The sequence below is a fragment of the Pseudomonas urethralis genome, from assembly GCF_021602465.1.
Taxonomy (GTDB): domain Bacteria; phylum Pseudomonadota; class Gammaproteobacteria; order Pseudomonadales; family Pseudomonadaceae; genus Aquipseudomonas; species Aquipseudomonas vlassakiae.
Map to the genome: position 1 here is coordinate 300,709 of NZ_BQIJ01000001.1, position 20,705 is coordinate 321,413.

General features: G+C 63.3%; 21 protein-coding genes. 11 read left to right on the forward strand and 10 right to left on the reverse strand.

All coding sequences use genetic code 11. The annotated features are described in order from the left end of the window. Nucleotides 1–7: 7 nt before the first annotated feature. The 5 genes from flgD to L6D64_RS01370 form a co-directional block, all read right to left on the reverse strand. The gene (gene flgD, locus L6D64_RS01350; protein ID WP_176508755.1) at nucleotides 8–727 is read right to left on the reverse strand and encodes a flagellar hook assembly protein FlgD; all 720 of its coding nucleotides are present in this window, start codon (nucleotides 725–727) and stop codon (nucleotides 8–10) included. Nucleotides 728–742: 15 nt separating this feature from the next. Further along, nucleotides 743–1,186: a flagellar basal body rod protein FlgC gene (gene flgC, locus L6D64_RS01355; RefSeq protein ID WP_027921143.1), complete on the reverse strand. Its 444-nt coding sequence runs from the start codon at nucleotides 1,184–1,186 to the stop codon at nucleotides 743–745. Nucleotides 1,187–1,189: 3 nt separating this feature from the next. Further along, nucleotides 1,190–1,597 carry a flagellar basal body rod protein FlgB gene (gene flgB, locus L6D64_RS01360; RefSeq protein ID WP_054886324.1) on the reverse strand — a complete coding sequence of 136 codons (408 nt, stop codon included), beginning with the start codon at nucleotides 1,595–1,597 and terminating at the stop codon, nucleotides 1,190–1,192. A gap of 404 nt (nucleotides 1,598–2,001) precedes the next feature. Beyond that, nucleotides 2,002–2,829, reverse strand: coding sequence for a protein-glutamate O-methyltransferase CheR (cheR, locus tag L6D64_RS01365; RefSeq protein ID WP_054886325.1), 828 nt, complete (start codon nucleotides 2,827–2,829; stop codon nucleotides 2,002–2,004). A 50-nt stretch (nucleotides 2,830–2,879) separates the two neighbouring features. Next, complete coding sequence (locus L6D64_RS01370; RefSeq protein WP_054886326.1) at nucleotides 2,880–3,809, reverse strand: chemotaxis protein CheV; 930 nt, start codon at nucleotides 3,807–3,809, stop codon at nucleotides 2,880–2,882. A gap of 78 nt (nucleotides 3,810–3,887) precedes the next feature. Between L6D64_RS01370 and flgA the strand changes: the two genes are divergently transcribed. From flgA to L6D64_RS01390, 4 genes are all read left to right on the forward strand, one after another. Further along, on the forward strand, nucleotides 3,888–4,640 hold the full coding sequence (flgA, locus tag L6D64_RS01375) for a flagellar basal body P-ring formation chaperone FlgA (protein ID WP_054886327.1): 753 nt from the start codon (nucleotides 3,888–3,890) through the stop codon (nucleotides 4,638–4,640). 152 nt (nucleotides 4,641–4,792) lie between these two features. Then, on the forward strand, nucleotides 4,793–5,107 hold the full coding sequence (gene flgM / locus L6D64_RS01380; protein WP_176508754.1) for a flagellar biosynthesis anti-sigma factor FlgM: 315 nt from the start codon (nucleotides 4,793–4,795) through the stop codon (nucleotides 5,105–5,107). 50 nt (nucleotides 5,108–5,157) lie between these two features. Then, complete coding sequence (locus tag L6D64_RS01385; protein ID WP_176508753.1) at nucleotides 5,158–5,625, forward strand: flagella synthesis protein FlgN; 468 nt, start codon at nucleotides 5,158–5,160, stop codon at nucleotides 5,623–5,625. Between the two features lie 80 nt (nucleotides 5,626–5,705). Further along, on the forward strand, nucleotides 5,706–6,449 hold the full coding sequence (locus L6D64_RS01390; RefSeq protein ID WP_176508752.1) for a flagellar brake protein: 744 nt from the start codon (nucleotides 5,706–5,708) through the stop codon (nucleotides 6,447–6,449). 165 nt (nucleotides 6,450–6,614) lie between these two features. On the opposite strand, the gene L6D64_RS01395 is transcribed toward L6D64_RS01390, so the two are convergent. The 3 genes from L6D64_RS01395 to bkdR form a co-directional block, all read right to left on the reverse strand. After that, nucleotides 6,615–7,958: an MFS transporter gene (locus L6D64_RS01395; protein WP_176508751.1), complete on the reverse strand. Its 1,344-nt coding sequence runs from the start codon at nucleotides 7,956–7,958 to the stop codon at nucleotides 6,615–6,617. Nucleotides 7,959–8,088: 130 nt separating this feature from the next. Further along, nucleotides 8,089–9,330: a glutamine synthetase family protein gene (locus L6D64_RS01400; protein ID WP_176508775.1), complete on the reverse strand. Its 1,242-nt coding sequence runs from the start codon at nucleotides 9,328–9,330 to the stop codon at nucleotides 8,089–8,091. A 294-nt stretch (nucleotides 9,331–9,624) separates the two neighbouring features. Beyond that, nucleotides 9,625–10,110, reverse strand: coding sequence for a Bkd operon transcriptional regulator BkdR (bkdR, locus tag L6D64_RS01405; RefSeq protein ID WP_012315571.1), 486 nt, complete (start codon nucleotides 10,108–10,110; stop codon nucleotides 9,625–9,627). Nucleotides 10,111–10,307: 197 nt separating this feature from the next. Between bkdR and L6D64_RS01410 the strand changes: the two genes are divergently transcribed. From L6D64_RS01410 to lpdA, 4 genes are read left to right on the forward strand one after another with little or no spacing between them, the layout of a single operon-like run. Then, nucleotides 10,308–11,540, forward strand: coding sequence for a 3-methyl-2-oxobutanoate dehydrogenase (2-methylpropanoyl-transferring) subunit alpha (locus L6D64_RS01410; RefSeq protein ID WP_054886333.1), 1,233 nt, complete (start codon nucleotides 10,308–10,310; stop codon nucleotides 11,538–11,540). Between the two features lies 1 nt (nucleotide 11,541). Then, a complete protein-coding gene (locus L6D64_RS01415; protein ID WP_176508750.1) occupies nucleotides 11,542–12,600 on the forward strand; it encodes an alpha-ketoacid dehydrogenase subunit beta in 1,059 nt (352 codons plus the stop codon). Then, entirely contained in the window at nucleotides 12,601–13,875 is a 1,275-nt protein-coding gene (locus L6D64_RS01420) for a dihydrolipoamide acetyltransferase family protein (RefSeq protein WP_176508749.1), read from the forward strand. It abuts the gene before it with no gap. 15 nt (nucleotides 13,876–13,890) lie between these two features. Then, nucleotides 13,891–15,270: a dihydrolipoyl dehydrogenase gene (gene lpdA / locus L6D64_RS01425; protein ID WP_176508748.1), complete on the forward strand. Its 1,380-nt coding sequence runs from the start codon at nucleotides 13,891–13,893 to the stop codon at nucleotides 15,268–15,270. Nucleotides 15,271–15,342: 72 nt separating this feature from the next. On the opposite strand, the gene L6D64_RS01430 is transcribed toward lpdA, so the two are convergent. Next, a complete protein-coding gene (locus tag L6D64_RS01430) occupies nucleotides 15,343–16,341 on the reverse strand; it encodes a sensor domain-containing diguanylate cyclase (RefSeq protein ID WP_176508747.1) in 999 nt (332 codons plus the stop codon). Between the two features lie 190 nt (nucleotides 16,342–16,531). Between L6D64_RS01430 and L6D64_RS01435 the strand changes: the two genes are divergently transcribed. Continuing rightward, nucleotides 16,532–17,251, forward strand: coding sequence for an AzlC family ABC transporter permease (locus L6D64_RS01435; protein ID WP_176508746.1), 720 nt, complete (start codon nucleotides 16,532–16,534; stop codon nucleotides 17,249–17,251). Further along, on the forward strand, nucleotides 17,248–17,574 hold the full coding sequence (locus L6D64_RS01440; RefSeq protein WP_176508745.1) for an AzlD domain-containing protein: 327 nt from the start codon (nucleotides 17,248–17,250) through the stop codon (nucleotides 17,572–17,574). The genes L6D64_RS01435 and L6D64_RS01440 overlap by 4 nt, the downstream gene beginning before the upstream one ends. On the opposite strand, the gene L6D64_RS01445 is transcribed toward L6D64_RS01440, so the two are convergent. Next, complete coding sequence (locus L6D64_RS01445; protein ID WP_176508744.1) at nucleotides 17,571–19,412, reverse strand: bifunctional diguanylate cyclase/phosphodiesterase; 1,842 nt, start codon at nucleotides 19,410–19,412, stop codon at nucleotides 17,571–17,573. The genes L6D64_RS01440 and L6D64_RS01445 overlap by 4 nt on opposite strands. A 131-nt stretch (nucleotides 19,413–19,543) precedes the next feature. Here L6D64_RS01445 and L6D64_RS01450 point away from each other — a divergent pair, with 131 nt between their 5' ends. Continuing rightward, nucleotides 19,544–20,500 (forward strand): endonuclease, encoded by a 957-nt coding sequence (locus L6D64_RS01450; protein WP_176508743.1) that lies wholly within the window; start codon nucleotides 19,544–19,546, stop codon nucleotides 20,498–20,500. The last annotated feature ends 205 nt before the right edge of the window (nucleotides 20,501–20,705 follow it).

Sequence of the window (20,705 nt, forward strand, 5' to 3'; positions counted from 1 at the left end):
GTCGGCCTTAGATACCGATGGTTTGTACGTCGGACAGGGATACCTTGCCCACGCCGGCCAGGTTCAGCACCATCTCGCCGGTGGTGTTGAAGCTGACGCTGGTGACCTTGGCCGGCAGCAGGGTGTTCATCTGCACCGCCTTGCCGTCCACCGTGGTGGTGGCTGCGAAGGTATAGGTACCCGGGTCGACCTTCTCGCCCTTGTTGTTGGTACCGTCCCAGATGAAGTCGCTGTAACCGGCTTTCTGCTCGCCCAGTTCGATGGTCTTGACCGTGTTGCCATCCTTGTCGGTGATGGTGATCTTGGCCTCGCTGATCGCCTGCGGCACCACGAACTGTGCGTTGAAGCTGTCGGCGGTATCGACGATCGCCTTGTCGTTCTGCACGATCACCGAGCGGCCGACCAGCGAGGACGCCTGCAGTGCCTGGGACGACGCCATGGCGCCGGTGATCGCACTGACCGACTGGTTCAGCGAGGTGATGCCTTCGAGGCTGCTGAACTGCGCCAACTGGGCGACGAATTCGCTGTTGTCCTGCGGATCCAGCGGGTTCTGGTGCTGCATCTGGGTGACCAGCAACTGCAGGAACGCATCCTTGCCGAGGGCCTGCCCACCGGTCGCGGAGCTGGTCGCAGAATTGGTCGCGGTGGTTTTCTTGGTGCTGGAGCTGACACCGGACGCCGCGATGACGTCGTTGAGGTTCACACCGCTGGTGCTATCGACTGCCATGGTCTGGATTCCTTATCACTGACCCAGGGTCAGTACTTTCTGCATCATGTTCTTGGCGGTGTTCATCAGCTCGGCGTTGGTCTGGAACGCACGGCTGGCGGAGATCATGTCAGCCATCTCCTCGACCACGTTGACGTTCGGGTAATAGACGTAGCCGTCCTTGTTCGCCGCCGGATGATTCGGCTCGTAGCGCGCTTCCAGGTTGCTCTGGTCTTCGACGATACCCTTGACCTGCACACCCTGCCCTGCTTCGCCCTGGTCCTCGAACAGCGACTGGCTGACGCCGCTTTGCGCGTTCTGGAAGGTGGTGGCGAACACCGGGTGGCGCGCACGGTAGGTCTGATCGATGCTCGACGACACGGTCTCGGCGTTGGCGATGTTCGAGGCGACGGTGTTGAGGCGGGTGTTCTGCGCGCTCATGCCACTGCCGGCAATGTTGAAAACACTGGAAAGGGACATGAATTACTCTCCGCGCAGGGCCGAAACCAGCCCTTTGAATTTACTGTTGAGCAAGGTGAAGCTGGCCTGGAAACCGATGGCGTTCTCCGTGTAGTTCGATTGCTCGATCTGGGCGTCCACGGTGTTCTGGTCGATCGATGGCTGGGTCGGCACGCGGTATTGCAAGGTGTCGTCGGCCATTGCCAGGCCTTCGGCCTCGATGTGGCGGCTGTTGGTGCGGTCCATGGCGAAGCGGCCGCTTTGCTGCTTCTGGCTCTCGGCGGCGAGCACCGACGAGAAGTCCATGTCACGCGCCTTGTAGTTGGGCGTGTCGGCGTTGGCGATGTTGTTGGCCAGCACTTCGGCGCGCTGGGCGCGGAAGCCCAGTGCCTTTTCGTGAATGCCAAGCGCCTTGTCGAAACTGATGCTCATGTCGGGGAACCTTCGAAGGTTGGCCGGAATTTCGTTGAGCAAGGTATAGCAAGGGCTGTGCCAGAATTCCGAAAGCCCGGAAATGCTGGGCTTCGACGCTGCTAGCTGATGGCGTGATGCCAGAAAAGCGGCAAACTGCTTCCGCCTGGCGAAGCGAAAGCGGCAATTGCCGGGCGGCAAAAGCGGCAAAACAAAAAATTGACGTCAGCGCGGGAGACTGCCTTCAGTTTTACGGTGAGGCACAAATCGAGCGCCGCCCGCACGGCGCTTCGCGAACAAATCCGCTCCTACAGTTTGTTGCAACGCGCCGAACCTGTTACGCCACGGTCGCCTGCCTCGGCGCATGGCTTGTGGGAGCGGATTTATCCGCGATGCGCCGCGCGAGCGGCGCTCGACCCACCCATTCACTTGGCCTGGTAGATGATCCCCGGGCTGCACTGGACCATCTGGTAATGGTCCGGCAACCCGTTCAGCGCTTCCGAAGCGCCGAGGAACAGGTAGCCCCCAGGCTTCAGGGTGCTATGGATACGCATCAGGATGTCCTTCTTCACCTGCGCCGAGAAGTAGATCAGCACATTGCGACAGAACACGATGTCGAACTTGCCCAGGCTCGCATAGCTGTCGAGCAGGTTGAACGAGCGGAACTCGACGCGGCTTCGGATTGCCGGCTTGACTGCCCAGCGCCCCGGCCCCTTGGCGTCGAAGTAACGCTGCAGACGCTCCTGGGACAGGCCACGGGCGATGGCCAGGCTGTCGTACTCACCGGTCTTGCAGTTGGTCAGCATCGAGCCGGACAGGTCGGTGGCAACGATCTGGGCCCCCATCTTCAACTGGCCCAGGTTGCTGCGCTCGAACTCATCGATGGCCATCGAGATCGAGTACGGCTCCTGCCCCGACGAGCAAGCCGCCGACCACATGCGCAGGCGCTGCCCGGGGTTGTTCCTGATGAACTCGGGAATGACCTTGTTCTTCAACACTTCGAACGGGTAGGTATCGCGAAACCACAGGGTTTCGTTGGTGGTCATCGCATCCACTACCTGTTCGCGCAGGCCACCCCGCGGCTGGGTCTGGATCCGCTGCACCAGCTCGCCCAGGCTCTTGATGCCCTGCTGCTCCATCAACTTGTTGAGACGGCTGGAAACCAGGTACTGCTTATTCTCGCCCAGCAGGATGCCACAGGCTTTTTCCAGGAAGACCCTGAACTGTTCGAACTCCAAATTACCCGTAGACACTACTGCCGCCTCTTTTAAATCACTGGTGCCGGAAACATGCCCCGGCTGCTTCAATTCGCTGCCTTGATCCGGTCGACCACGCGCTGGGCCAGGTCGTCCGGCTTGAACTTGGCCAGGAAATCATCCGCCCCGACCTTCTTGACCATCGCCTGGTTGAATACCCCGGACAGCGAAGTATGCAGGCAGATGTGCAATTTTTGCATGCGCGGATCGCTGCGGATCTCTGCGGTAAGCGTATAGCCATCCATTTCCGGCATTTCAATGTCGGAGATCATCATCAGGAACTCTTCTTCCGGCTTTTTGCCCTCCTCCACCAGCTTGCGCAGGTAGTCGAGCGCCTGTCGGCCATCGTTGAGCGCCACCACGTCCACCCCCACCGTCTGCAGGCAGCGGCTGACCTGCTTGCGCGCCACCGACGAATCGTCGACGGTCAGCACCCGCAGCAGCGTGGCCTTGTCCTGCACCTCGGCGTCGACCACGCCGGCAGACACCGACTCGGACGATGGCGCCACTTCGGCCAGCACCTTCTCCACATCGATGATCTCGACCATTCGGTTGTCGACCCGGGTGACGGCGGTCAGGTAGTGGTCGCGGCCCGTGCCCTTGGGTGGCGGATGGATCTCTTCCCAGTTCATGTTGACGATGCGCTCGACCGAGTGCACCAGGAAGCCTTGGGTCTTGGTGTTGTACTCGGTGATGATCACGAAGCTGTTGCGCGTGTCTTCCTGCAACCCCGGCAGGCCGGTCGCCATCGACAGGTCGAGGATCGGAATGGTCGCCCCGCGAATGTTGGCCACGCCTCGCACCACCGGGTGCGACTTGGGCAGCACGGTCAGCTCCGGACACTGCAGCACTTCGCGAACCTTGAACACGTTGATGCCGTATAGCTGCGCCCCGTTGAGACGGAACAGCAGCAATTCCAGGCGATTCTGCCCAACCAGCTGCGTGCGCTGGTTGACTGAATCCATTACCCCCGCCATGCCTGACTCCTTATGCGTTCTGCCTTTTTGGTGCTACATGACCACCAAGTCGGCACGGGCTTTGCTTTTTTGAGCGCCATGTACACGAAAACGACAAATTTCCGACGACTGACGCGCCTGCTGAGCGGCACGCTCGCCGTGCTGTGCCTGCTGGCACCCGGCGTTCGCACGCTGGCGGATGCGGTTACCTTGCCTGAACAGCTTATCGGTGTCACCCAAGGGTTTCTTGAATTCAGTGTCGAGGATTACCTGGCCACCACCCAGACGCCCGGGCGCTACGAAATCCAGGTCAACCCGCTCGATCCGCGTCTGCGCATGCCACTGTGCAGCCAGCAGCTGGACGCCTCGCTGGAGAGCCCGGCGCAACCGCTGGGCCGGGTCACCGTGCGGGTCCGCTGTGACGGCAGCGCGCCGTGGACCATCTTTGTGCCGGCAACCGTGAAGCTGTTCCGCGATGTGGTGGTGGTGACCCGCCCGCTCAAGCGCGACAACGTCGTTGGCGAAGCTGACGTGGCCCTGCGCGAGCGTGACGTCGGCACGCTGCCCCAAGGCTTTCTCACCGACCTCGACCAGGCGGTCGGCATGAAGATGCTGCGCCCGACCGTACTCGACCAGGTCCTCACGCCGCAGCACCTGGAGCAAGCCGAAGTGGTGCGTAAAGGCGATCATGTGGTGATCACCGCGCGCAGCGGCACCTTGAGCGTGCGCATGCCTGGCGAAGCCTTGGCCAAGGGTGGCCAGGGCGAACAGATCCGCGTGCGCAACCTCAATTCGCAGCGCGTGGTAAAAGCCCGTGTCACCGGCCCCGGGCAGGTCGAGGTCGCCATGTAGATTGCGCTGGCGGTGAGGAACCGCTTTTCCTAAACTGTGTCAGAACACGGGTTCGCGAGCTTGCTGACAGGCGGCTATGCATTTACGCCTAAAGTTTCTTTCGGGTTGGCCGAAAACAAGGCAAGCGTCCAAATACCCAGAGGTTTCTGATCATGGTCATCGACTTCAGTCGTTTGAATAATTCTCCGTCCATCACGGGCGGCGTTCGTGGCAACACCACGTCCGGCAACGCCGAGAAAACCGGCGAAACCCAAGAAGCGCCAAAAAGCGCCAGCGCCAGCGGAGAAGCGGTACACCTCAGCCAAGAGGCCCAGCAGTTGCAAAAGGTGAGCGACAAGCTGCGCGACCAGCCCGTCGTCAACAGTGCCCGGGTGGCCCAGTTGAAGCAGGCGATCGCCGACGGCAGCTACCAGGTCGATGCCGGCCGCGTCGCCAGCAAACTGCTCGATTTCGAAGCCCAGCGCTGACCGTTCGGCGCGCTGACTTCACGGACGCTATGTAAAGCCAAGAGTTAGCCATGCACGACATCACTTTGCTGCAACTGATCGAAGACGACATCGCTCCGACCCAGGAACTGCTCGACCTGCTCCAGCAGGAGTCAGTGGCGTTGCACGGTCGCGACATGGCGCCGCTGGAGGGCATCCTCGCCCGCAAGCAGTCGCTGATCGTTCTGCTCGAGCAGCAAGGCATGCGTCGCAACAACCTGCTTGCCAGCCTTGGCCTGAGCGCCAACCGTGCCGGCGTGCAGGCATTGGCGGCACAATCGGACAACGGCGAGCTGATCATGCAGCAGCTCGATGTGCTGACCCAGCTGATGGATGCCTGCCAGAAGGTCAACGAGACCAATGGCCGGATCATCCAGGTGCAGCAACACGTCACGGCCAACCAGATCAGAATCCTTCAGGGTGGCGAAGCACCGTCGCTCTACGACAGCCGTGGCGCCACTTCTCCACTTGCCAAGCCCCGGGCGCTCAGCCAAGTGTGATTACTTCTATCAAGGCACGGAACATACTGGCAAAATGCCGTTACTTGCGTGTGTCGTTTTTGCCTGGAGATTGAAAACCCGTGTTCAATGAAACCGATGCCCCGCAACCGCCGAAGGTGCTGAACACGCCCTTGGAGATCGCGGCCAACCTGCGCCAGCTACAAGAAAGCCATGATCCGTTGATCATCACCTTCCACGAGCGCAGCCAGCGGTTCCAGAGCTATGTGGTGCATGTGGACCGTGACAGCAATGTCCTGGCGCTGGACGAAATGATCCCGCGCGACGGCGAAAAATTCATCGAGAACGGCGAACCGTTCCGCGTCGAAGGCTTCCATGACGGTGTGCGCATCGCGTGGGAGTGCAACCATGAACTGAAGATCAGCGAAGTCGACGGCCACCGCTGCTACCGTGGCGCGATGCCCGAAGAGATGACCTACCACCAGCGTCGCAATGCCTTCCGCGCCGCGCTGAAGCTGTCGCAACTGGTCGACATCATTCTCGACGGCAGCTACCTCAAGGGTAACGGCGCCTTGCGCGGCAAGCTGCTGGACATCTCTGCCACCGGCTGCAAATTGCGCTTCGAGGGCGATGTCGAGGACCGTCTGCAACTGGGCCAGGTGTACGAGCGTTTCAAGGCCAGCAACCCGCTGGGCCTGGTAGACACCATGGTCGAGCTGCGCCATCTGCACTATGAAGAGCGGATCAACACGACCTTCGCCGGTGTGCGTTTCCACAATCTCAATGGCCAGGCACAGCGCAAGGTCGAGAGTTTTGTCTACCAGCTGCAACGTGAGGCGCGGCGGTTCGACAAGGACGACTACTGATCGGCCCTTGAATGCAAAACGCCACCCACCGGGTGGCGTTTTTGTTTGAGGTTTGCAGGAGCGGCCTCTTCGCTCCTACAGGTTGCATACAAGTTTCAAAAAACGGTGCGGTCCCTGTGGGAGCGGGTTTACCCGCGAAGAGGCCGGTACAGGTCAGTACAACGCTCAAACCGACTTGCTGACCTCATCCTCAGGCCGAGCCTCTACCACCGGCTCAGCCTTCTGCTCATCCTCGGTATCCTCAGCCGCCACCGGCGCCTGCATCACGTCCTGCACGGTCTGCTCATCCACCCGCGGGTCAAGCGCTGCCGACAATGGCGAACCCGCCGCCGGCATCGCCACGTGCCCCAACGGCGCATCCTGCACCTGGTGCAGCCCGGTCACCGCCTTCGGCCGGATGCGCCACACCAGTACCAACGCGAAGAACGCGAAGAACGCATAGAGCATCTGCGCGCCCAGCACCTTCATCAGTACCCCCGCCGCCAGCGGCCCGATACAGGCACCGACGCCATAGGTGACCAGCAGCATGGCCGTCAGCGACACCCGCCGCTCGCTCTCCACATGGTCATTGGAAAACGCCACGGCCAGCGGGTACAGGCAGAACTGCAACAATGAAATCACGAAGCCAATGCTGAACAGCACCTCCAGCGGCACGCTTGGCAGCAACGCCAGCGGCACCGAAGCCAGCGCCAGGCCTATCGCAACGCTGCGGATCAACACCGCCCGGTCGTAGCGGTCGGACAACCAGCCCAAAGGCCACTGCACCAGCAGCCCGGCAAAGATGCAGCAACCCATGAACAGACCGATCTGCTCGGTCGACAAGCCCTGGCTGGAGGCGTAGAGCGGCGCCAGGCCATAGAACGAACCGACGATCAGGCCTGACCCCAGCACCGTACTGAGCGACTGTGGTACCCGCTTGATGAAGAACTTGGGCTCCATCGGTGCCGGACGCAGGGGCGCCGGGTGGATGCGCCGGGTCATCGCCACCGGCACCAGGCACAGGGCGAAGCACATGGCCACCAGCATCAGCAGTTCCGGGCCCAGTTGCGGGTGCACCACCAGGATCAGCTGGCCAAGCACCAGGCCAAGGTAGGAGGCAATCATGTAGCCACTGAACACCGCCCCTCGGTGCTTGGCCTCGGCCTGCTCATTGAGCCAGCTCTCGATCACCATGTACTGGCACATCATCCCCAGGCCAACGATCATCCGCAGCCCGACCCACACCGGCAACCAGCTGGTCATGCCATGCCCCAGCACCGCCGCGCAGACGATGCCAGCGCACGTGGCATAGGCCCTGATGTGCCCTACCCGGCCGATCAGCCGGTGGCCGACCTTGCCGCCCACGGCCAGGCCGAAGTAGTTGGCAGCCATCAAGGCACCGACCCACAGGCTATCGACATGATCGGCCGCCAGGCGCAGCGCCAGGTAGGTACTGAGCAGGCCCGAGCCGATCAACATCATCAAGGCGGCGAAATACAACGACTGAAAGGGCTTCCAGATGTTTCGCATACGTCCCGTCGAGCTCCGTGATCAGGTGGCGTTGGCTTGCTGGCAAGCATAAAAGCAAAATGGCCACGGCGCAGGCCCCTACCCGCCAAATAAGCGGACAGGGGCGCGTCCAGTGCCGATTGTGTCGCGATCAGGCCTGTGCTGCCAGCACGCGCCGCTCCCAGGGAGTGATCTCGTTGAAGAAGTCGGTCAGTTCCAGGGTCTTGCTGGCAATGTAGCCTTCGATGAACTCGCTGCCGAACAGTTCCCGCGCCAAGGCGCTGCGCTTGAGACGTTCGAGCGCCGCATGCAGGGTGCACGGCAGGCTCAGGGCTTGCGGCACCTCGAACTCGCCTTGGATCGCCGGGGCAGGCTGCAGGCGCTGCTCGATACCGTGCAGGCCGGCGGCCAGGCTGGCCGCAATGGCCAGGTAGGGGTTGGCGTCGGCACCCGGCAGGCGGTTCTCGACCCGCCGCGCCACCGGGGCACTGGCCGGAATGCGCAGGCCGGCCGCGCGGTTGTCTTCGGACCAGCAGGCATTGTTCGGCGAAGCGTAGGGGTGGCACAGACGCTGGTAGGAGTTGACGTTGGGCGCGAACAGCGCGGTGAAGTCGGCCATGCACGCCTGCTGGCCGCCGATGAAGTGGTAGAAGGCATCGGTCGGCTGGCCTTGCTCGTCGCTGAACACATTACGCCCACTGGCGATTTCCACGACGCTCTGGTGAATGTGCATGGAGCTGCCCGGGGTGTGCGCCAATGGCTTGGCCATGCACACCACGCTCAGACCGTGCTTGAGCGCCACCTCCTTGAGCAGGTGCTTGAACAGGAAAGTCTGGTCGGCCAGCAGCAAGGGGTCGCCGTGCAATAAATTGATCTCGAACTGGCTCACGCCCATTTCATGCATGAAGGTGTCACGTGGCAGGCCCAAGGCCGCCATGCACTGGTAGACCTCCTGGAAAAACGCACGCAGGCCATTGTTGGAGCTGACGCTGAATGCCGAATGGCCAAGCTCGCGGCGGCCATCCTTGCCAACCGGTGGCAGGAAGGGTTGCTGCGGGTCGGTGTTGGGGGCGAAGACGAAGAACTCCAGTTCGGTCGCCACCACTGGTGCCAGGCCCAAGGCGGCGTAACGGGCGATCACCGCCTTGAGTTGACCACGGGTGGACAGCGCCGAGGGCCGGCCATCCAGCTCATTGGCGTCACAGATGGCCAGCGCCAGCCCTTCTTCGCTCCAGGGCAGCCGGTGAATCTGCGAGGGCTCCGCCACCAGCGCCAGGTCGCCGTCATCACTGCCATAGAAACGCGCCGGCGGGTAGCCGCCCATGATGCATTGCAACAGCACCCCCCGGGCCATTTGCAGGCGGCGGCCTTCGAGGAAGCCCTCGGCGGTCATCACCTTGCCGCGGGGAACGCCGTTGAGGTCGGGAGTGACGCATTCGATCTGGTCGATGCCCTGGAGGAGCTCGGCAGGCGAGCGGTGGGCGGCGGTGGTCATGACGCTTGTCCTTGTTGTTATAGGCTGACAACAACATAGGCTGAGGGTGTTTAAAATATCAAGCACCCTGTGTATGGCAGCGCCGGCCTCTTCGCCGGCTCGCCCGCGCCCATAGGAATCACACCCTGTGTGAGGCTTGCGCTGTACCTGTGGGAGCGGGTTTACCCGCGAAAGGGCCGGTACGGGTGAAAGCTATTCGCGCAAGGTCATGCCATTCGAAGGCAACGGCAACGCCGTCTTGTAGCGCACCTGCTTGAGGGCAAAGCTGGAGCGGATATTGGCCACCCCCGGCAACCGCGTCAGGTAATCGAGAAACCGCTCCAGCGCCTGGATGCTCGGCAACAGCACGCGCAGCAGATAGTCCGGGTCCCCGGTCATCAGGTAGCACTCCATCACCTCGGGCCGTTCGGCGATTTCTTCTTCAAAGCGGTGCAACGCCTGCTCGACCTGCTTCTCCAGGCTGACATGGATGAACACATTCACATCCAGCCCCAGCACTTCCGGGGACAACAAGGTCACCTGCTGGCGGATCACGCCCAGCTCTTCCATGGCCTTGACCCGGTTGAAACAGGGCGTCGGCGACAGGTTCACCGAGCGCGCCAGTTCCGCGTTGGTGATGCGGGCATTGTCCTGGAGGCTGTTGAGAATGCCGATATCGGTACGATCGAGCTTGCGCATGAGACAAATTCACCGGATTTTTGTGTTTATCCGGAATGTTTATCTCCACCGCCAGGCAAAGGCAATCAACTTGAGAGAAAAATTCTCCTGCCCTGCCACTAAGATGTAGATGACGCTGACCTGCCAGTCACAAGCCGGTACTCAGCGGCGGCCGCTTCAGAGCTCACAAAAACAACATCCGAGCGAGCGTAAAAAGCATGAACGAGTACGCCCCCCTGCGTTTGCATGTGCCCGAGCCCACCGGCCGGCCAGGCTGCCAGACCGATTTCTCCTACCTGCGCCTGAACGACGCAGGGCAAGTCCGTAAACCGCCGATCGATGTCGACGCTGCCGACACTGCCGACCTGTCCTACAGCCTGGTCCGCGTGCTCGACGAGCAAGGCAACGCCCAAGGCCCCTGGGCCGAGGACATCGACCCGCAAATCCTCCGCCAGGGCATGCGCGCAATGCTCAAGACGCGCATCTTCGACAGCCGCATGGTGGTTGCCCAGCGCCAGAAGAAGATGTCGTTCTACATGCAGAGCCTGGGCGAAGAAGCCATCGGCAGCGCCCAGGCGCTGGCGCTCAACCGCACCGACATGTGCTTCCCCACCTATCGCCAGCAGAGCATCCTCATGGCCCGCGACGTGTCGCTGGTCGAGATGATCTGCCAACTGCTGTCCAACGAGCGCGACCCGCTCAAGGGCCGCCAGTTGCCCATCATGTATTCGGTGCGCGAAGCCGGTTTCTTCACCATCAGCGGCAACCTGGCGACCCAGTTCGTCCAAGCGGTCGGCTGGGCCATGGCTTCGGCGATCAAGGGCGATACCAAGATCGCCTCGGCCTGGATCGGCGACGGCGCCACCGCCGAGTCGGACTTCCACACCGCCCTCACCTTCGCCCACGTCTACCGCGCCCCGGTGATCCTCAACGTGGTCAACAACCAGTGGGCGATCTCCACCTTCCAGGCCATCGCCGGTGGCGAGCAGACCACCTTCGCCGGCCGTGGCGTGGGTTGCGGCATCGCGTCGCTGCGGGTCGACGGCAACGATTTCGTCGCTGTCTACGCCGCCTCGCGCTGGGCCGCCGAACGCGCCCGCCGCGGCCTCGGCCCCTCTTTGATCGAGTGGGTCACCTACCGCGCCGGCCCGCACTCGACCTCGGACGACCCGTCCAAGTACCGCCCGGCCGATGATTGGAGCCACTTCCCGCTGGGCGACCCGATCGCCCGCCTGAAGCAGCACCTGATCAAGATCGGCCACTGGTCCGAGGAAGAACACCAGGCCACCACTGCCGAGTTCGAAGCCGCGGTCATCGCTGCGCAGAAGGAAGCGGAACAGTACGGCACCCTGGCCAACGGCCATATCCCGAGCGCGGCCTCGATGTTCGAGGACGTGTACAAGGAAATGCCTGATCACCTGCGCCGTCAGCGCCAGGAACTGGGGGTCTGAGATGAACGATCACAACAACAGCATCAACCCGGAAACCGCCATGGCCACCAGCACACTGACCATGATTCAGGCCCTGCGCTCAGCCATGGATGTCATGCTCGAGCGCGACGACAATGTGGTGATCTACGGCCAGGACGTCGGTTACTTCGGCGGCGTGTTCCGTTGCACCGAGGGCCTGCAGAGCAAGTACGGCAAATCGCGGGTGTTCGATGCCCCGATCTCGGAAAGCGGCATCGTCGGCACTGCCGTCGGCATGGGTGCCTACGGCCTGCGCCCGGTGGTGGAAATCCAGTTCGCCGACTACTTCTACCCGGCCTCGGACCAGATCGTCTCGGAGATGGCCCGCCTGCGCTACCGTTCGGCCGGCGAGTTCATCGCCCCGCTGACCCTGCGCATGCCCTGCGGCGGCGGCATCTACGGTGGCCAGACCCACAGCCAGAGCCCGGAAGCGATGTTCACCCAGGTCTGCGGCCTGCGCACCGTGATGCCATCCAACCCGTATGACGCCAAGGGCCTGCTGATCGCCTCGATCGAATGCGACGACCCGGTGATCTTCCTCGAGCCCAAGCGCCTGTACAACGGCCCGTTCGACGGCCACCACGACCGCCCTGTCACGCCCTGGTCGAAGCACCCGCAAAGCGCCGTGCCGGACGGCTACTACACCGTGCCGCTGGACAAGGCGGCGATCACCCGCCCGGGCAACGATGTCACCGTGCTGACCTATGGCACCACGGTCTACGTGGCTCAGGTAGCCGCCGAGGAGACCGGCGTCGACGCCGAAGTGATCGACCTGCGCAGCCTCTGGCCGCTGGACCTGGAGACCATCGTCGCGTCGGTGAAGAAGACCGGCCGCTGCGTGGTCGTGCATGAAGCGACCCGCACCTGCGGCTTCGGCGCCGAACTGGTGGCGCTGGTGCAAGAGCACTGTTTCCATCACCTCGAAGCGCCGATCGAGCGCGTCACCGGCTGGGACACCCCCTACCCCCACGCACAGGAATGGGCCTACTTCCCAGGCCCTTCGCGGGTAGGCGCGGCATTGAAACGGGTCATGGAGGTCTGAATGGGCACGCACGTCATCAAGATGCCGGACATTGGCGAAGGCATCGCGCAGGTCGAGTTGGTGGAATGGTTCGTCAAGGTCGGCGACGTGATCGCCGAAGACCAGGTGGTAGCCGATGTCATGACCGACAAGGCCACCGTGGAAATCCCTTCGCCGGTCAGCGGCAAGGTGCTGGCCCTGGGCGGCCAGCCAGGTGAAGTGATGGCGGTTGGCAGCGAGCTGATCCGCATCGAGGTGGAAGGCAGCGGCAACCATGTCGATGCGCCACAGGCGAAGCCGGTGGAAGCGCACAGCGCGCCCGCTGCGCCTGCTGTACCCAAGCCAGCAGCGCCAGCGCCGCAGCCGGCGGCCTACCAGGCCCCCGAGCATCACGTCGAAGCGGCGATCGTGCCGCGCCAGCCGGGCGACAAGCCGCTGGCCTCGCCAGCGGTGCGCAAGCGCGCCCTGGATGTCGGCATCGAGCTGCGCTACGTGCATGGCAGTGGCCCGGCCGGGCGCATCCTGCACGAAGACCTCGACGCCTTCATGAGCAAGCCGCACAGCCCTGCCGGCCAGGCGCCGGGGGGCTATGCCAAGCGCACCGACAGCGAGCAGGTGCCGGTGATCGGCCTGCGCCGCAAGATCGCCCAGCGCATGCAGGACGCCAAGCGTCGTGTCGCGCACTTCAGCTACGTGGAAGAGATCGACGTCACCGCCGTAGAGGCCTTGCGCCAGCAGCTCAATGCCCAGTACGGCAACACGCGGGGCAAGCTGACCCTGCTGCCGTTCCTGGTCCGCGCCATGGTCGTGGCGTTGCGCGATTTCCCGCAGATCAACGCCACCTATGACGACGAAGCCCAGGTCATCACCCGCCATGGTGCTGTGCATGTGGGCATCGCCACCCAGGGCGACAACGGCCTGATGGTGCCGGTGCTGCGCCATGCCGAGGCTGGCAGCCTGTGGGCCAATGCCAGCGAAATTTCGCGCCTGGCCAACGCCGCACGGAGCAACAAAGCCAGCCGTGAAGAACTGAGTGGCTCGACCATCACCCTGACCAGCCTCGGCGCACTCGGCGGCATCGTCAGCACCCCGGTGGTCAACACCCCGGAAGTGGCGATCGTCGGCGTCAACCGCATCGTCGAGCGGCCGGTGGTGATCGATGGCCAGATCGTGGTGCGCAAGATGATGAACCTGTCCAGCTCGTTCGACCACCGGGTGGTCGATGGCATGGATGCCGCGCAGTTCATCCAGGCCGTGCGTGGCCTGCTCGAACAACCTGCCTGTCTTTTTCTGTAAGGAGCCGGAGTGAGCATGTCACAGAAAATCGACACCACCCTGCTGATCATCGGCGGCGGCCCGGGCGGCTACGTCGCCGCCATCCGCGCCGGGCAACTGGGCATCCCCACCGTACTGGTCGAAGGCCAGGCTCTGGGCGGCACTTGCCTGAACATTGGCTGCATCCCGTCCAAGGCGCTGATCCATGTGGCCGAGCAGTTCCACCAGACCACTCGCTTTGCCGGGCAGTCGCCGCTGGGCATCAGCGTCGATAGCCCACGCCTGGACCTCGGCCAGAGCGTGGCCTGGAAGGACGGCATAGTCGACCGCCTGACCACCGGCGTGGCCGCCTTGCTGAAAAAGCATGGGGTCAAGGTGATTCACGGTTGGGCGAATATTCTCGACGGCAAGCAGGTCGAGGTCGACGGCCAGCGCATCCAGTGCGAACACCTGCTGCTGGCCACCGGCTCGAACAGCGTCGAACTGCCGATGCTGCCGCTCGGCGGGCCGATCATCTCCTCCACCGAAGCCCTGGCGCCCAAGGCCCTGCCCAAGCACCTGGTGGTGGTGGGCGGCGGATACATCGGCCTGGAGCTGGGCATCGCCTATCGCAAGCTGGGCGCGCAGGTCAGTGTGGTGGAAGCGCGCGAGCGCATTCTGCCGACCTATGACAGTGAACTGACCGCGCCGGTGGCCGAATCGTTGAAGAAGCTGGGCATCGCCCTGCACCTGGGCCACAGCGTCGAAGGCTACGAGGACGGCTGCCTGCTGGCCAGCGATGGCCAGGGCGGGCAACTGCGCCTGGAGGCCGACCGGGTATTGGTGGCCGTCGGCCGCCGGCCACGGACCCAAGGCTTCAACCTGGAATGCCTGGACCTGAAAATGAACGGCGCCGCCATCGCCATCGACGAGCGCTGCCAGACCAGCATGCGCAACGTCTGGGCCATCGGTGACGTGGCCGGCGAGCCGATGCTCGCCCACCGCGCCATGGCCCAAGGCGAGATGGTTGCCGAAATCATTGCCGGCAAGACCCGCCGTTTCGAACCCGCAGCGATTGCCGCGGTGTGCTTCACCGACCCGGAGGTCGTGGTCGCGGGCAAGACGCCGGAGCAAGCCAGCCAGCAAGGCTTGGACTGCATCGTCGCGCAGTTCCCGTTCGCCGCCAATGGCCGGGCCATGAGCCTGGAATCGAAAAGCGGTTTCGTGCGGGTGGTGGCGCGGCGTGACAACCACCTGATCGTCGGCTGGCAGGCGGTTGGCGTGGCGGTTTCGGAACTGTCCACGGCGTTTGCCCAGTCGCTGGAGATGGGCGCACGGCTGGAAGATGTGGCGAGCACCATCCATGCTCACCCGACGCTGGGCGAGGCGGTGCAGGAAGCGGCACTTCGCGCACTGGGCCACGCACTGCATATCTGACACTGAAGCGGCCGAGGCCGATTTGACCCGCTGCGCCCCTGGCGCCGCGGGTCTTTTTTCATCAGTTGCCGCTCATTCGGAAATCGTGTTCTTGCCCGCCTCCTTGGCCCGGTACAACGCCTTGTCAGCCCGGGCCAGCAGCGCTTCCTGGCCTTCGCCTTGCTGCCATTGCACCACGCCATAGCTCATGGTCAGCCGGCATTCAGCCACCGGTTCGAGCCGCTCCATCACCTGGCGCAACTGCCTCGCCAGGTCGAGCGCATCGCCCAGGGTGGTCTGTGGCAGCACCATGACGAACTCGTCGCCGCCCCAGCGCGCCAGCAGGTCGGGCTCGCGCAGGCAGGCACGCAGGTTGTCCGCCACCTGGATCAGTGCCGCATCACCTCGGGCGTGGCCATGGCGATCATTGATCGGCTTGAAATCATCCAGGTCCATGGCAATCAGCGACAGCGGCTGGCGGAAGCGCCTGGCCCGCTCGCATTCATCCTGCAAGGTCTTCTCCAGCCGGTAACGGTTGGCCAGCCGCGTCAGCGCGTCGCGCTCGGCCAGGATGCGGTTCTCGTCCAGCTGGCGCTGCAGCTGCTGGTTGACCCATGACAGCTCGCGGGTGCGCTCGGCCACCAAGGCTTCCAGCGAAAGGTTTCTCTGCTCCAGCTGCGCCACCAGGCGCTTGCCCGCATCGATGTTGCGGTGCGCACCCAGCACGCGCGCCACCGAGCCGTCCTCATTGCGATCGATGATGTGGCCACGGTCTTCCACCCACAGGTAGCTGCCGTCGCCGCAACGGCAACGGTACTCGATGAGATAGTGCTCACTGTGCTGGTTGATGTAGGCTTCGAAGTGCGCCATCACGCGTGGATAGTCTTCAGGATGGATGATGCTTTCCCAGGTCAGCACGGTGTTGGCCTTGGAATGGCTTGGGTAACCGAGCATCGCGTACCAGCCGGGGTTGCGATAGACGTAACCGGTATTGGCATTCCAGTCCCAGATCCCATCGCTGATCAAATTGAACAGCGTGGCGATCTGCTGTTCACTGAAACCGGCCGGAGCCGGCTGTGCTTCCTGATTCATGGACGCTCTCCCTGATGTCCAGCAACTGCGCCCCGAACAAGGTGCTGCCGACAGTGCTTGTGTTTGCCGCAAACGGCAACGTGCTTCTCAGACAGCCAAGCATAGGCCGCGCGGCTGACCACTGGAATAGTACGGGCATTGTATTTCCACTTGCGCGCCGGCATGGCTGATGAACCTTCAAGGAGCCCTCATGCACTACAAAAGCGGGATGCACGCTTTCAACGACGGAGTCCGCGCCGTTCTACCGCTGACCACCGGCATGTTGCCGTTCGGTCTGATTACCGGGGTGACTGCCATCGGCGTGGGCATGTCCCCGTTCGAAGCGATGGGCATGACCCTGCTGTTCTATTCCGGCTCTGCGCAAATGGTGGTGCTGCAGCTGATGCAGAGCGGCGCGCTACCGCTGACCATGGTGGCCACCGCGCTGGTGATCAACTTGCGCTTCCTGATGTACAGCGCAGCCCTGGCCCCGCATCTGAGCAGCCTGCCACGGCGCAAGACCTGGCCACTGTCCTACCTGCTATCCGACCAGTCGTTCGCCCTGTGCAGCCTGAAGTTCGGCGCTGGCGACCTCGGCCGATTCGCTTTCCCGTACTACCTGGGCACCGCCTTGCCGATGTGGCTCGGCTGGAACCTGGCGGTGCTGGCGGGTGTGTACCTGGGGACCGGCATTCCGGAGTCCTGGTCACTGGGCTTTGCCATTCCTCTGTCATTCCTGGCACTGCTGGTGCCGGGCATCCGAAACCCGGCAATGCTGGGCGCAGCGGTGGTCGGCGGCGCGCTGGCCGTACTGGCTCACGACCTGCCCTACAACCTGGGCTTGCTGGTCGCCTCGCTGGGCGGTGTGCTCAGTGGGTTGTGCATCGAACAGCTGCGCAAAGACGCAGCCGTGGCAACGGAGGCGCCATGACCGACATCAACCCATGGATCACCTTCGCCCTGATCGGCCTGGGCACCTTTGCGATACGGCTGTCGTTCATCGAGTTCTACGGTACGTTGCGCATTCCACCGATGTTACGCCGCGCGCTGGTGTATGTGCCGGCCAGTGTGTTGGCCGCGCTGGTGCTGCCGGCCGTGGTGTTCAAGGCCGGCCAGCCCGGGATCGACTGGGGCAACCCGCAGATACCGGCCGCGATCGTGGCCGGGCTGGTCGCCTGGCGCACGCGCAGCACACTGCTGACCCTGGCGGTGGGCATGGGCGGGCTATGGGCGCTGCAGCATTGGGGCTTCTAGCGGTCGGGCACCATACTGAAGCGGTTGCGCCCGCCGCGCTTGGCCTCGTACATGGCCTTGTCGGCGAGCGCCAGGGCATCCTCGGCCGTTTGCGGGTCATGCCCGGAATGGTTGAGGTACACGCCAATGCTGGCGCCAACGGCCACCTCAGCCCCTTCCACCGTGATCGGTGCCGACAGCACATCACACAGTTTACCCGCGATATCACGGGCTGACGCCTGGTTGCTCACGGCCTGGGCGATGACCACGAATTCGTCACCGGCCAGCCTGGCCACCGTGTCATCAGCGCGCATGGCCGCCAGCATGCGCCCCGCAGCCGTCTGCAGCACGGCATCGCCCGCTTCGTGGCCATGCTGGTCGTTGACTTGCTTGAAGCCATCCAGGTCGATGAAGAACAAGGCAAACGCCGTCCGCTGTTTCAAGGCGAAGTCCAGCTCCTCATGCAATGCCGCGCGATTGGGTAGCCCGGTCAGCGGGTCGAGCGTGGCCTGATCGAGCAGGGTCTTTTCCTTGCGCTTGCGTTCGGTCACATCCAGCGACATGACGAAAAAGCCCTCGACCTTGCCGTTGCGGATATCGGGCACGTACGTGGCGTGCCAGATCCGCGGGTCGTCGAGGCTGTAACGCACGTTGTCAACCTCCACCCGCTCGCCGGCCAGCGCTTTCTGGAAGCAAGGCAACAGCTGCTGATACACATCCGCCGGCAGCACATCCTGCACCTTGCGGCCTTTGAGCTGGGTCGGCTCGACGTCGAAGATCTGCCGGTACACGGCGTTGTTGAAGCGGTATTCGAGGTTGGGGCCGATATGCGCGATCAGCACCGGGATATTGTCGGCGATGGCTTGCAGGGTTTCCTGGCTGCGTGCCAGCTCTTCGGTGCGCTGCGCCACCTGTTGCTCCAGGGTCGCCTGGTAGCGCTGCAGTTGCTGCTGGCGGCGCCTGCGCTCGCTGATGTCGCGCACGAACACCACCAATTGCTCGGTAACGCCACGCTCGTTGCGCAGCGCCGACACGCTCAGCTCGCTCCACAGCGCGGCATTGCCGGGGGTCATCAGCCGTACCTCGATGACCAGAGAATCCTGCTCGCCGGCAACGATCTGCTGCCAGGGCTCGTCCAGCTTGGCCAGGTCTTGAGGGTCGATCAGCTCGCCCAACCGGGTCAGCACCAGCCACTCCTTGGCCCTGCCCAGCAACTGGCAGAATTCCCGGTTGGGCTCGAGGATGCGCCCGTCAAGGCCCACCAGCGCCTTGCTCGTCGGGCTACTGTCGAACACCCGTTGAAAACGCGCCTCGGAAGACGCCAGGGCGCCCTGCTCCGCCTGCTGAACTGCGCTGCCCGAGTCGATGGCCAGGCTGCGGTGCAACATCTCGCGCTCGACGATCCGCGCGAGGTCGCGCAGGTGCGCCAGTTCGGTATCCGACACCTGGCGGGGGCGCGAGTCCAGCACGCACAGCGTGCCCACGGTCAGCTCGCCGGCAAAGCGCAGCGGCACACCGGCATAGAAGCGGATGCACGGCCCACCGGTCACCAGCGGGTTGTTTTCGAAACGCGGGTCGGCGCTGGCATCCGGGATCACCAGGATGTCTTCGGCATGCAGGGCATGGGCACAGAACGCCACATCGCGCGTGGTCTCGGCGACATCGATGCCCTGGCGCGACTTGAACCACTGGCGGTTCATGTCGATCAGCGACACCAGGGCCATGGGCACATTGATCAGTACACTGGCCAACCGGGTAATGCGGTCGAAGGTTTCCTCGGCCGGGGTATCGAGAATGTTCAGGCTCTCGAGGAAACACAGGCGGGCTGCCTCATTGAGAGGCGACGGGGCAATTTGCATGACAACGCGCTCGACTAGATCATGACCCGCAATCGATAGCGCCGCAGCGCTCAAGTGCAAGCCTTTCATCTCTTCTATGAAATTGCGCAAGCCGTATAATCGCGTCTTTTTGTAAGCCTAAGACGTATTTCATGAAGAAACTGCTTTGCGCCGTCGCCCTCGCCTTCGCTGCCATCCCCGCCGCCTTCGCTACCCCACCCGCCACCTTCACCGAAGCCAAGGTGGTCGCCAAACAGAAGATCTACCAGGACCAGGGCAACAGCGCCATGGGCGAGCTGTACTGTGGCTGCAAATGGACCTGGGTGGGCAAGTCTGGCGGCCGGGTCGACCTGAAATCCTGTGGTTATGAAACCCGCAAGCTGCAGACCCGCGCCGAACGTACCGAGTGGGAGCACATCGTCCCGGCCTGGACCTTCGGCCACCAGCGCCAGTGCTGGCAGAACGGCGGGCGCGAGCAGTGCGTCGACAGCGACCCGACCTTCCGCGCCATGGAGGCCGACCTGTTCAACCTCTACCCGTCCGTGGGCGAAGTGAACGGAGACCGCAGCAACTTCAACTACGGCATGGTCTCTGGCGTTGCGCCGCAGTACGGCCAGTGCACCACCAGGATCGACTTCCAGCAGAAAACCGCCGAGCCACGCGACGAGGTGAAGGGGCTGGTGGCACGCACCACGTTCTACATGTTCGATCGCTACAAGCTGAGCATGTCGCGCCAGCAGCAGCAGGTGCTGATGGCTTGGGACAAGCAGCACCCGGTGACGGCCTGGGAGAAGCAGCGTGACCAGCGCATTGCCGCGATCATGGGGCACAACAACCCGTTCGTGACCGGTGAGCGCAAGTGGGCGCTGGGGTATACGCCGCAGGGCGCGGCTGCGGTGCCGGCAACGGCGGTGAAAGAAGCGGCAAAGCCGACGCTGGCCAGCACGGCGGCTGGCGGTGCGGTGCTGGGAAACCGCAATAGCCATGTGTATCACCTGGCCAGCGGTTGCCCGGGGTACAGCCAGGTTTCGCAGAAGAACCAGGTGGCGTTTGGTAGTGAGGCCGAGGCGCAGGCGGCTGGGTATCGCAAGGCGGGGAATTGTAAGTAACGGAATGAAGGTTGTGTGAGGGCCGGGAGGTGTTCGCCATAAGAGCATCTGCGCTTGTGAGATCGAGCGCCGCCCGCGCGGCGCATCGCGGGCAAGCCCGCTCCCACATCTGTTTCGGGCCAGTCACTCCTGACCTGCCAACAGGGACCGCTTTGGTGCATGACTGGAGACAGGTGGAGCAGCATAAGCGCCGACCGAAATGTAT

Excerpts from the sequence above, each read along its gene's own strand:
- flgD (WP_176508755.1), bottom strand. The coding sequence starts at position 727 with ATGGCAGTCGATAGCACCAGCGGTGTGAACCTCAACGACGTCATCGCG.
- flgC (WP_027921143.1), bottom strand. The coding sequence starts at position 1,186 with ATGTCCCTTTCCAGTGTTTTCAACATTGCCGGCAGTGGCATGAGCGCG.
- flgB (WP_054886324.1), bottom strand. The coding sequence starts at position 1,597 with ATGAGCATCAGTTTCGACAAGGCGCTTGGCATTCACGAAAAGGCACTG.
- L6D64_RS01370 (WP_054886326.1), bottom strand. The coding sequence starts at position 3,809 with ATGGCGGGGGTAATGGATTCAGTCAACCAGCGCACGCAGCTGGTTGGG.
- flgA (WP_054886327.1), top strand. The coding sequence starts at position 3,888 with ATGTACACGAAAACGACAAATTTCCGACGACTGACGCGCCTGCTGAGC.
- flgM (WP_176508754.1), top strand. The coding sequence starts at position 4,793 with ATGGTCATCGACTTCAGTCGTTTGAATAATTCTCCGTCCATCACGGGC.
- L6D64_RS01385 (WP_176508753.1), top strand. The coding sequence starts at position 5,158 with ATGCACGACATCACTTTGCTGCAACTGATCGAAGACGACATCGCTCCG.
- L6D64_RS01395 (WP_176508751.1), bottom strand. The coding sequence starts at position 7,958 with ATGCGAAACATCTGGAAGCCCTTTCAGTCGTTGTATTTCGCCGCCTTG.
- L6D64_RS01400 (WP_176508775.1), bottom strand. The coding sequence starts at position 9,330 with ATGACCGCCGAGGGCTTCCTCGAAGGCCGCCGCCTGCAAATGGCCCGG.
- bkdR (WP_012315571.1), bottom strand. The coding sequence starts at position 10,110 with ATGCGCAAGCTCGATCGTACCGATATCGGCATTCTCAACAGCCTCCAG.
- L6D64_RS01410 (WP_054886333.1), top strand. The coding sequence starts at position 10,308 with ATGAACGAGTACGCCCCCCTGCGTTTGCATGTGCCCGAGCCCACCGGC.
- L6D64_RS01415 (WP_176508750.1), top strand. The coding sequence starts at position 11,542 with ATGAACGATCACAACAACAGCATCAACCCGGAAACCGCCATGGCCACC.
- L6D64_RS01420 (WP_176508749.1), top strand. The coding sequence starts at position 12,601 with ATGGGCACGCACGTCATCAAGATGCCGGACATTGGCGAAGGCATCGCG.
- lpdA (WP_176508748.1), top strand. The coding sequence starts at position 13,891 with ATGTCACAGAAAATCGACACCACCCTGCTGATCATCGGCGGCGGCCCG.
- L6D64_RS01430 (WP_176508747.1), bottom strand. The coding sequence starts at position 16,341 with ATGAATCAGGAAGCACAGCCGGCTCCGGCCGGTTTCAGTGAACAGCAG.
- L6D64_RS01435 (WP_176508746.1), top strand. The coding sequence starts at position 16,532 with ATGCACTACAAAAGCGGGATGCACGCTTTCAACGACGGAGTCCGCGCC.
- L6D64_RS01440 (WP_176508745.1), top strand. The coding sequence starts at position 17,248 with ATGACCGACATCAACCCATGGATCACCTTCGCCCTGATCGGCCTGGGC.
- L6D64_RS01445 (WP_176508744.1), bottom strand. The coding sequence starts at position 19,412 with ATGCAAATTGCCCCGTCGCCTCTCAATGAGGCAGCCCGCCTGTGTTTC.
- L6D64_RS01450 (WP_176508743.1), top strand. The coding sequence starts at position 19,544 with ATGAAGAAACTGCTTTGCGCCGTCGCCCTCGCCTTCGCTGCCATCCCC.